The sequence below is a fragment of the Aeromonas sp. SrichE-2G genome, from assembly GCF_017939565.1.
GTDB classification, from domain to species: Bacteria; Pseudomonadota; Gammaproteobacteria; order Enterobacterales; family Aeromonadaceae; genus Aeromonas; species Aeromonas taiwanensis.
The window spans coordinates 1-285 of record NZ_JAGKRG010000033.1 but is presented as its reverse complement, the minus strand read 5'-3'; the positions used below and the strand labels follow the sequence as shown (position 1 = coordinate 285).

Below are 285 nucleotides of genomic sequence, written 5' to 3'. Positions count from 1 at the left end.
TATCCGGGAGACACACGGCGGGTGCTAACGTCCGTCGTGAAGAGGGAAACAACCCAGACCGCCGGCTAAGGTCCCAAAGTTCTGGTTAAGTGGGAAACGATGTGGGAAGGCTCAGACAGCTAGGATGTTGGCTTAGAAGCAGCCATCATTTAAAGAAAGCGTAATAGCTCACTAGTCGAGTCGGCCTGCGCGGAAGATGTAACGGGGCTCAAACCAGGCACCGAAGCCGCGGATTCACGCTAAGCGTGAGTGGTAGGGGAGCGTTCTGTAAGTCTGCGAAGGTGT

1 rRNA gene is annotated in these 285 nt (G+C 55.1%); it reads left to right on the top strand.

What is annotated here, in order from left to right:
• Nucleotides 1–285, top strand: a 23S ribosomal RNA gene (locus J9885_RS14880); the annotation flags it as partial.